At 64.9% G+C, this 9,387-nt stretch carries 9 protein-coding genes and 1 pseudogene; 6 read left to right on the top strand and 4 right to left on the bottom strand.

All coding sequences use genetic code 11. The features are described 5' to 3' along the window. On the bottom strand, window positions 1-1,184 hold a 1,184-nt coding region (locus Q0S16_RS22940; protein WP_295853615.1), incomplete at its 3' end, for an ABC transporter substrate-binding protein. A 248-nt stretch (window positions 1,185-1,432) separates the two neighbouring features. Here Q0S16_RS22940 and Q0S16_RS22935 point away from each other — a divergent pair. Then, complete coding sequence (locus tag Q0S16_RS22935; protein ID WP_295853613.1) at window positions 1,433-1,864, top strand: nuclear transport factor 2 family protein; 432 nt, start codon at window positions 1,433-1,435, stop codon at window positions 1,862-1,864. Window positions 1,865-1,999: 135 nt separating this feature from the next. Here Q0S16_RS22935 and Q0S16_RS22930 read toward each other — a convergent pair whose 3' ends face one another. Further along, window positions 2,000-2,728 carry a GntR family transcriptional regulator gene (locus Q0S16_RS22930; RefSeq protein ID WP_295853610.1) on the bottom strand — a complete coding sequence of 243 codons (729 nt, stop codon included), beginning with the start codon at window positions 2,726-2,728 and terminating at the stop codon, window positions 2,000-2,002. 143 nt (window positions 2,729-2,871) lie between these two features. Here Q0S16_RS22930 and Q0S16_RS22925 point away from each other — a divergent pair, with 143 nt between their 5' ends. From Q0S16_RS22925 to Q0S16_RS22905, 5 genes are all read left to right on the top strand, one after another. Beyond that, a complete protein-coding gene (locus Q0S16_RS22925; RefSeq protein WP_295853609.1) occupies window positions 2,872-4,032 on the top strand; it encodes an ABC transporter substrate-binding protein in 1,161 nt (386 codons plus the stop codon). 221 nt (window positions 4,033-4,253) lie between these two features. After that, window positions 4,254-5,120, top strand: coding sequence for a branched-chain amino acid ABC transporter permease (locus Q0S16_RS22920; protein ID WP_295853607.1), 867 nt, complete (start codon window positions 4,254-4,256; stop codon window positions 5,118-5,120). 1 nt (window position 5,121) lies between these two features. After that, a complete protein-coding gene (locus tag Q0S16_RS22915) occupies window positions 5,122-6,054 on the top strand; it encodes a branched-chain amino acid ABC transporter permease (protein ID WP_295853605.1) in 933 nt (310 codons plus the stop codon). After that, window positions 6,051-6,830 (top strand): ABC transporter ATP-binding protein, encoded by a 780-nt coding sequence (locus Q0S16_RS22910; RefSeq protein ID WP_295853602.1) that lies wholly within the window; start codon window positions 6,051-6,053, stop codon window positions 6,828-6,830. Before Q0S16_RS22915 ends, Q0S16_RS22910 begins: the two co-directional genes overlap by 4 nt. Beyond that, window positions 6,823-7,533, top strand: coding sequence for an ABC transporter ATP-binding protein (locus tag Q0S16_RS22905; protein WP_295853597.1), 711 nt, complete (start codon window positions 6,823-6,825; stop codon window positions 7,531-7,533). The genes Q0S16_RS22910 and Q0S16_RS22905 overlap by 8 nt, the downstream gene beginning before the upstream one ends. Window positions 7,534-7,596: 63 nt before the next feature. Here the strand turns inward: Q0S16_RS22905 and Q0S16_RS22900 are convergent, their stop codons facing one another. Further along, the gene (locus Q0S16_RS22900; protein WP_295853594.1) at window positions 7,597-8,562 is read right to left on the bottom strand and encodes a tripartite tricarboxylate transporter substrate-binding protein; all 966 of its coding nucleotides are present in this window, start codon (window positions 8,560-8,562) and stop codon (window positions 7,597-7,599) included. Between the two features lie 396 nt (window positions 8,563-8,958). Next, window positions 8,959-9,387 (bottom strand): annotated as a pseudogene (locus Q0S16_RS22895) (TRAP transporter substrate-binding protein); the annotation flags it as partial.

Below are 9,387 nucleotides of genomic sequence, written 5' to 3'. Positions count from 1 at the left end.
TTTACCAGCGGCAGGATCTCGTCGCCCTTGAAATAGGTGAACAGATAATCCGACGGCGACAGCGCGTCCTGGTTGTCCTTCGAGAATGGTCTGTCGTACTTCTTGATCAGCCCGTCATAGCTGCCGATCTCGTAAAAGCCTTCGCGCAGTTTCGGGCCTTCGGTGGAGCCGGCCTTGGTCACCGCCAGCGCGGTGAGGTGCATGGCGTCATAGGCGTTGGCGATGCCGACCGCGGGCGTCACGTCGGCGGCGGTCTTGATCTCCGGAAACTTCTTCTTCAGCGCCTCGAACACGGAAGCCGACTTCGGCGAGGTGTTGCCGGAGAAGCTGAAGGTCTGGATGAAGTGCACCTTCTCCGCGGAAGGACCGGCGAGCTCGGTGAAGCGGCCGCCGGCCGGGCCCCAATGCGACACGATCGGCACGTTCCAGCCCATGCGGTCGAGCGACTTCACCACCTGCGCCGAGGGCGCGACATTGGCGACCAGGAACAGCGCATCGGCGCCGGCCTCCTTCAGCCGGGTCAGCTGCGGCACCACGTCGACATCGCCGGTCTCGAATTTCTCGATGCCCGCGAAGGGCAGCTTCTTGGCCTCCAGCGCCGATTTCAAACCGGCCTCGTTGGACTCGCCCCACGGGTTGTTGATCAGGATCATGCCCGGCTTCTTGGCCGCGTATTTCTTGACGGCGTAGTCGACCAGCGCGACATCGACCAGCGCATCGACGGCGGAGACGCGGAACACGTAGTTCTCGGCGGCGCCGTTGCGGGTGATCGCGGTGCCGGCGGCCCAGACGCCGATGAACGGCACCTTGGACTGGTTGGCGAATGGCACGATGGCCATCGATACCGGCGTGTCGACGCCGCCGAAGTAAGCCGCTACCTTCTCGCGCTGCACCAGCTCGCGCGCGGCGATCACGCCCTTGGCCGGATTGCTCTCGTCGTCACGCACCACCAGCTCGACCTTCTTGCCGAGCAACCCGCCCTTGGCGTTGATCTCGTCGATCGCCAGCGACACGCCGCGCACGATCGCCTCGCCGGACTTCGCCGACTGGCCGGACATCGCGGCGACGACGCCGATCTTCACGGTCTCCTGCGCCGAAGCCGGCAGCGCGAAGGCCAGCGACAACGAGGCCGCGCCCGCCGCCAGCAGCAGGCGGCGCGAAATTGTCGGCAACAATGATGGCATGACGGACCCCTCCAGGTGAATTGACTGGCCAAAGCCAAGCAATCGGTGTGCCACCGCGTATGCGATCGGCGCGGGCTCGAAATCGCAACGAGGCCAGCCAGCATTGCGCTTTCCGACGTTCCGGCTGCCTAATATACGTCCAGCTCGCGATTAAATCGTATACAATCCTTACACAGGATCGGATACAGTGCTGGCACCGTCTTTGCTTGAGGGACAAACAAGCCTTTCGCATCCCAGGAGAACCGACCATGTCGCATTCCGCCGCGGCTTTCGCGCCCGCCACTTCGGACACCGCCGCAGCCGCCGAGATCGTCGAACGCTTCCTTGTCGCCTCGATGGTGCCGGATCCGGAAACCGCCGCGACCTTCATGGCGCCCGACGTCGCGATCACTTTTACCGGCGGCCGCAAGTTCAGCCACCCGCGCGACGCCACCGCCTTCAACGCGGTGCGCTACAAATGGGTGAAGAAGCTGATGGCGCGCACCGACGTGTCGCCCGGCAATGGCGAGACCATCGTCTACAATACCGGCACGCTGTACGGCGAATGGCACGATGGCACCGCGTTCGAGGGCAACCGCTATGTCGACCGCTTTGTCGTGCGCGGCGGCCAGATCGTGCAGATGGACGTCTGGAACGACAGCGCCGAACGCGTGCTGGTGCGGATGGATATCGAGGCGTAGGGCAACACGGTCATTCCGGGGCGCGGACGGCGACAGCCGGCCGCGAACCCGGAATCTCGGGATGTTCATCGTCACATCCTTCCGGGATTTCGGATTCGCTCGCAACTAACGTTGCTCGCGCTCCGGAATGGCAGATTACGACTTCCGCTTCTTCTTCACCGTAGCCTCCAGCGCGTAGGGCGCCAGAATATCCTGGATGTCGCGTTCCTTCGGCGGATGGGCTGATATCAGCGCGCGGTCGGCGACCGCGTCGAGGTGATGATCCATCAGCGTGGTCGCGCGCGCGGCGTCGCCGGCCGCCAGCGCGGCGATGATGGCGCGATGTTCGCTGACCGCGCATTCCGAGGAATGCGGCCGGCTGTACAGCGCCAGGATCAGGCCGCAGCGCGACGCCACCTCGCTGACATAGCGCGCCAGCACCGGATTGCCGGTCATCTCCGCGAGCCGGATATGGAAGGATGTCGCCAGTCGGATCGACAGCGCGGCGTTGCTGCCGCGCGCTGCCTCCTCGGCATCGACATGCGCCTTCAGCGCCTTGATCTGGTCGCGGCCAAGAGCGCCGGCGAGCTTGCCGACCACCAGCCGCTCGAGGCCGAGCCGGACATCGAAGATATCGCGCGCCTCGGCCCAGCTCGGCGTCGCCACCGCGGCACCGCGGTTGCGGCGCAGCTCGACCAGGCCTTCGGCGGCAAGCTGCGCCAGCGCGGCGCGGACGATGGTACGACTGGCGCCGAACTTCTCGCCGATCGCGTCTTCCGGCAGCTTGGCGCCGGGCTGCAGCGCCTGCTCGATGATGGCGTGCCACAGCGCCCGGTAGATGACACTGGTTCGATCAGTTGCCGGAACAGAACTATGCTTCGCCATCGCCACTGACATTACTGGATTACCCGCCGTGATGGCCATTCCTGCCCGGCCATCGCGATTCGACGTAACGCGAGACGGGGTCGGCGCGCAATTGGCACTTCACTTGCATACAAAATACATGCCGATTGTATAAAGGATTTTCCATGTTTTCCGCTTCCGTGAAGAATTTGATGGCTGGCGCCGCCCTCGTGCTGTCCGCCGGTTTCGCGCAGGAATCCAGGGCCGAAGTCGCGGCCTGCCCGGCCGCGATCGCGATCGGCCTGACCACGCCGCTGACCGGCAACCTGGCACTGCTCGGCACCCAGGCGCGCAACGGCGCCGAATTCGCGGTCGACGAGATCAACGCCAATGGCGGCATCAGCGGCAAGAAGATCGCGCTGACCACCGAAGACACCGGCGCGTCCTCGACCGATGCGCTGAACGCGATGAACCGGATCATCGACAGCAAGCCACTGGTGATCATGAGCTCGATGATCAGCCCGCACGTGTTCGCGCAGACCGAGGGTGTCACCAAGTCGGAAACCCCGTTCCTGGTCGGCGCCACCAACGCCAAGGTCACCGCGCAGGGCTCGAAGTGGTTGTTCCGCACCCATGTCCATGACGGCCAGCTCGCCGAGCTGATACCGGAATATGTCGTCAAGACCATGGCCAAGACCAAGCCCGGCATCATGGTGGTCGCGGATGATTACGGGCTCGGTGCCTCCAAGGGCATCCAGGCGGCACTCGGCAAGCTCAACGTGTCGCCGGTGGCGGTGACGTCCTATGCGCCGTCCGACAAGGACATGAGCGCGCAACTGCTCGAGATCAAGGACAAGGGCGCCGACAGCATCATCCTGTTCGGCCGCCCCGCCGACGTCACGCTGGTGATGAAGCAGATGGGCGATCTCGGCATCAAGCTGCCGGTGATCGGCAATACCAGCATTGTCGCGCAGACCACTTTGAACAATCTCGCGGCGGCGGAAGCCGACGGCAATTACGCGATCGGCGGCATGATCCCGCAGACCTCGACCGATCCGAAGATCATCGACTGGGCCAAGCGCGTGCAGGACAAGTACAAGGTGCCCGCCGACAATTTCACCGTCTCCTATTACGACACGATCTACCTGCTGAAGGGCATCATCGAGAAGGTCGGCTGCGACAGACCTGCTATCCGCGACGCGCTGGCCGCGACCAGGGACTGGAAGGGCATGTTGATCAGCTACCAGGCCGACGCCAATGGCGATCTCGCGCATACGCTCGGCATCTACCGCAACAAGGGCAAGACGCCGGAGCTGCTCGGCCCGATCAAGGAAAGCGGGTTCTGACATGCGATTTCGCTAGCGGACCCGTGTCCCGGTCGCGGTGCAATGCGCCGCCGCCTGGCGGCGTGGTGCACCGCAGAGCCGGGACCGCCACGAACTCAGGCGCTCGGTAAGGTCCCGGCTCCGCGGAGCGGCATTGCGGCGATGCAAGGGCATCGCCTGACATGCCGCACCGCGTCCGGGACACCAACATCCTTTTTAATGCATCGACCTAGGCACTTTTCATGGGCCAACTCGTCGTCAACGGCCTCGCGCTCGGCAGCATCTATGCGCTGGTGGCGCTCGGCCTGCTGCTGATCTTCAACACCGTGCAGATCGTCAATTTCGCGCAGGGCCAGCTCTTGATGCTGGGCGCCTTCATCGGCATTTCCGGCGCGGTGACGCATGAATTGCCGGTGCCGATGGCGTGGCTGGTCACCATGGCGGCGATGGCGCTGATCGGCATCGTCTTCATGGTGCTGGTGTATTTCCCGTTGCGCGGGCGTCCGCCATTCCTGGTGATCCTCACCACCATCGCGATGGGAATCGTGCTGGAAAACCTGGCGCTGATCATCTGGGGACCGCTGCCGGTGTCGCTGCCCTCGCCGGTACGCGGCCCGCCGCTGCGCTTCGCCGGCGTGGTGATCTCGATGCACCAGCTGTTCATCTTCGGCACGCTGGCGGTGATCCTGCTGCTGCAATATCTGATGCTCACCCGAACGCGGTTCGGCATCTTGATGCAGGCCACCGCGCAGGATCTGCACACCGCGCGGCTGGTCGGCATTCCCGTCAACCGCACCATCGCGGTGGCCTTCGCGCTCGGTGCCATGCTGTCCGGCGTCGCCGGCCTGCTGGTGGCGCCGATCTTCCTGGCCGAACCGACCATGGGCGGCAGCCTCGGGCTTAAGGGCTTTGTCGTCAGCGTGATCGGCGGCTTCGGCAATCTGCCCGGCGCGGTGATCGGCGGATTGTTTCTCGGCCTGATCGAGACCTTTGGCGCGCGCTACATCTCGTCGAATTTTCGCGATGCCTATGCCTTCATCGTCATGATCATGGTTCTGGTCGCCTGGCCCCGCGGGCTGTTCGGCGAGAAGAGCAGCGAGAAGGTGTGAGGTGAAACGCCATATCCCCCTTTTGCTGTGTGCCGCCGTTGCGCTGCTGATCCCGATCGCAGCCCGCGACGGCTATGTCATCCAATTGCTCAACATCGCCATCCTCAACGCCATCGTCGTGCTCGGCCTGAACTTCGCCACCGGCTGGACCGGCCAGATCAATTTTGGCCAGGCCGCGTTTTACGGACTCGGCGCCTACACCACCGCGATCGCCAGCAAGGCCGGACTGCCCTGGATCACCACGCCGGTGCTGTCGGCGCTGGTGGTGATGCTGGCCAGCCTGGTGCTCGGCCTGCCGACGCTGCGGCTGCGGACTTATTATCTGGCGATGACCACGATCGGTTTCGGCGAAATCGTCCGGCTGATCATCGTGCACTGGGAACCGGTCACCGGCGGCACGTCGGGCCTGCGCGCGATTCCCGGCATCAGCCTGTTCGGCTTCGGCCCGCAAGGCCAGGTGCAGCATTATTACCTGCTGATCGCGGCGCTGGCGCTGGCGGCGCTGGTCGCGGCGCGGATCCGCCACTCGTCGCTCGGCCGCGCCATGATCGCGACCAAGGACAGCGAGATCGCCGCCGAGCAGAGCGGCGTCGACACGACGCGAACCAAGCTGCTCGCCTTCATGATCGGCGCGGTCTATGCCGGCCTCGCCGGCTGCCTCTACGCCTCCTCGATCCGCTTCATCAGCCCCGACAGTTTCTCCAGCGTGCAGGCGGTGCTGCTGATGACCATGCTGATCGTCGGCGGCATGGGCTCGATCGCCGGCTGCATCATCGGCGCCATCGCGCTGACCATCCTGCCGGAAATGCTGCGCTTCCTCGGCCAGTGGTACCTTGTGCTCTACGGCCTCGGCGTCATTGCCGTGATCGTGCTGGCGCCGGGCGGGCTGGCGTCGATTGCCTCGCTGCTGCCGCGCCGGAAGGTGGCCCGATGACGCTCGCTCCCATCATCGCCGCGCGCGGTGTGACCCGGCGGTTCGGCGGCCTGGTGGCGCTGGACGGCGTCGACCTCGACGTGCCCGCCGGCATCGTGCAGGCCATCATCGGCCCGAACGGCAGTGGCAAGACCACGCTGCTCAACGCGCTGTCCGGCGCCTCGCATGCCGATGCCGGCTCGATCCGCATCGGCGGCCAGGAAATCTTCCGCCTGAAGCCGCACCGGATCGCGCGGCTGGGACTGGCACGCACCTTCCAGAACATCCGCATCTTCACCAATCTCAGCGTGCTGGAAAACGTCAAGGTGGCCGCGGCCTGTCACACCCCGGCGCCGCTGTTCAACATCATGGCGTCGAATGCGCGGCATCGACAGAACGAGGCGGACATCGAGACCACCGCGCGCGAGGCGCTGGAGATTGTCGGTCTCGGCCATCGCGCCGACGATCGCGCCACGCAGTTCCCCTACGCGCAGCAGCGGCTGCTGGAGATCGCCCGCGCACTGGCGGCGAAGCCCGCGGTGCTGCTGCTCGACGAGCCCGCCGCCGGCATGAACATGACCGAGAGCATGACGCTGCTCGACACCATCGCCAGACTGAAAGGCAAGGGGCTCACCATCGTGCTGGTCGAACACAATGTGCGGCTGGTGATGGGCATCAGCGACCGCGTCGCGGTACTCGATTTCGGCAAGAAGATCGCCGAGGGCGCGCCCGCCGAGGTACAGCGCAATCCCAAGGTGATCGAGGCCTATCTCGGCAGGCGGCACCGGCATGCTTAAGGTCGACAACCTCCACGTCTCCTATGGCCACATCGAAGTGCTGAAGGGCATCTCCTTCAGCGTCGAGATGGGCGAGATCGTCGCTTTGATCGGCGGCAACGGCGCCGGCAAGACCACCACGCTGAGCACCATCTCCGGATTGTTGCGGCCGACCTCGGGCAGCATTTCCTGGAAGGGCGAAGCGATCCACGGCACCGCCGTCGAGACCATCGTCGGCGCTGGCCTCGCGCATTGCCCGGAAGGGAGGCGGATTTTTCCCGGCCTCACGGTGCGCGAGAATCTGCTGACCGGCACGGCGTCGCGGCGCTACCGCAAGGCCGAGGTCGAGGACGATCTGACGCTGGTGTTCGAGCTGTTTCCCAGGCTCAAGGAACGGCTCAAGCAGGGCGGCTGGTCGCTGTCCGGCGGCGAGCAGCAGATGCTGGCGATCGGCCGCGCGCTGATGAGCCGGCCGAGCCTGTTGATGCTCGACGAGCCATCGCTGGGGCTGGCGCCGATCGTGATCGAGCAGGTGTTCGACAAGATCCTCGAACTCAACAAGCGCACCGGGCTCGGCGTGCTGCTGGTCGAGCAGAATTCGGCGATGGCGCTGGAAATCGCCGCGCGTGCCTTCGTGCTGGAGACCGGCAGCATCACGCTGTCGGGACCGGCCAGCGTGCTCGCCGACGATCCGCGGATTCGCGAAGCCTATCTCGGCGGCTGAGCGCCATCATCGCCGCCGCTTCGTCATGGCGGCTCCTCGCAAGGACGAGGAGCCGCCATCGCGCTACTTCACGTCCTTCAGCACCAGCATGTTGGCGGCGATTTCCTTGGCCACCATGGCGTCGATCTCGGCCGGCTGCATCGGCATTGGCCCGACGCCGAGCCGCTTCAGGCTGGCCTGCATGTCCGGCGCGGCCAGCACCTTGATGCCGGCGGCATGCCATTTGTCGACGATGTCGCGCGGCGTCTTCGCCGGCACAAACAGCGCGAACCAGCTCGAGCTGTCGCCGCCGGGGGCGCCGGCCTCGGCCGGGGTCGGCACGTCCGGCCGGTCCGACGCGCGGGTGGTCGAAGACACCACCAGCGCCCGCACCTGACCTTCGCGGATCAGCGGCAACGCGGTGGAGAGCGGGCAGAAATAGAAGTCGATGCGGCCGCCGAGAATGTCGGCGATCACTTCCGGGCCGCCGCGATACGGCACGTGGGTGGCTTCGAAGCCGGCGGCAGCGCGGAATTTCTCGGCGCTGATATGCACGTTGCTGCCAATGCCAACCGAGCCGAAATTGATCTGCGAGCCCTTGGCGCGGGCATCGACCAGGAAATCCTGAATCGTCTTCCACGAGCGCGAGGTCGGCACGATCATCACATTGGTGCTCGACCCGATCATCAACACCGCCGAGAGGTCGCGGCTGGTGTCATAGGGCAAATTGGGAAACACCGCCGGCGTGATGCCGATCGCCGACGAATGCGCCAGGATCGAATAGCCATCCGGCTCGGCCTTGGCGACCGAATTGGTGCCGATCGCCCCGCCGCCGCCGACGCGGTTTTCAACGACGATCGGCTGGCCGAATTCGGCGCCGATACGTTCGAACACCAGCCGCGGCACCACGTCGGTGGCGCTGCCAGCGCCAAACGGGATGGTGGCCCGGATCATTTTGGACGGGAAGCTGTCGGCCTGGGCTGCACACGACACCATCACACTCGCCAGGGCACCCGCCACAACACGCGACCACCGCACAGACTTGTTCATCAGACACTCCATTCACGCCCCCCATGGGGTGGCGGGCCATCTCACGGCCGAAAGCGAAGTGTATGCAATATCCGGACCGGGGAGCCGCACAGTGGTCGTTCCGGGGCGAGAGCCGCGTGAGCGGCGAGCGAACCCGGAACGACAATATCGAGCCCTAGAGTCTGATGACCTAAAGATGAATCGGTGTCCCATCCCCCCCCGTCATTGCGAGGAGCGAAGCGACGCGGCAATCCAGAGCCACGAGCTCCGCAAGAACTGGATTGCTTCGTCGCAAGGGCTCCTCGCAATGACGGGGTGAGTGATTTGAACTAACATAGAGCCATCATGCTCTAGGCGCTGATCGCCCGGGAAGTCGAGTATCGCCGTGCCGCGGATGTCTTGTCCGCGGCGGGCGTTTCAAGTCGGCCGGCCCGCCAACACATCACGACGGTCGGTGACGGCGAAGTGAAACTGTTCGAGCACCAGCCCGAAGGCCAGCAGCGCGGCCTCCTCGATGGCGCCATCCTCGAAGCAATCGAGGGTTTCCCGCAACACATCGTCGACCTGATTCTGCATCTTTTCCAGTTCGGCCGGGCTTTGGGCCTCGCGAACGGCGCCAATCATCTCCAGCACTCGGTCCCGGGAGGCGAGATAATTATTTCTTTCGTCTCGTTTCAGGTAGTTGCGCAGCCACGCACCGGTTGAGCCGAGACCCGACAGAAGCAGCAATCCACCCCACAGAAAGTCGCTGTAGCGCTCCAGAAAAGTCCGGTCGGTTCCGTCGATATAGGCCGCCGCGCCGCGGTGCGCGGGTATCGCAGCGTCCTTGTCGGTATCCGGCTTTTC

Origin of the sequence: Tardiphaga sp. (genome assembly GCF_025356345.1) — a bacterium.
In the GTDB taxonomy this organism is placed as follows: domain Bacteria; phylum Pseudomonadota; class Alphaproteobacteria; order Rhizobiales; family Xanthobacteraceae; genus Tardiphaga.
The sequence above is the reverse complement of the archived record's forward strand: the minus strand, read 5'-3'. Positions and strand labels throughout refer to the sequence as shown.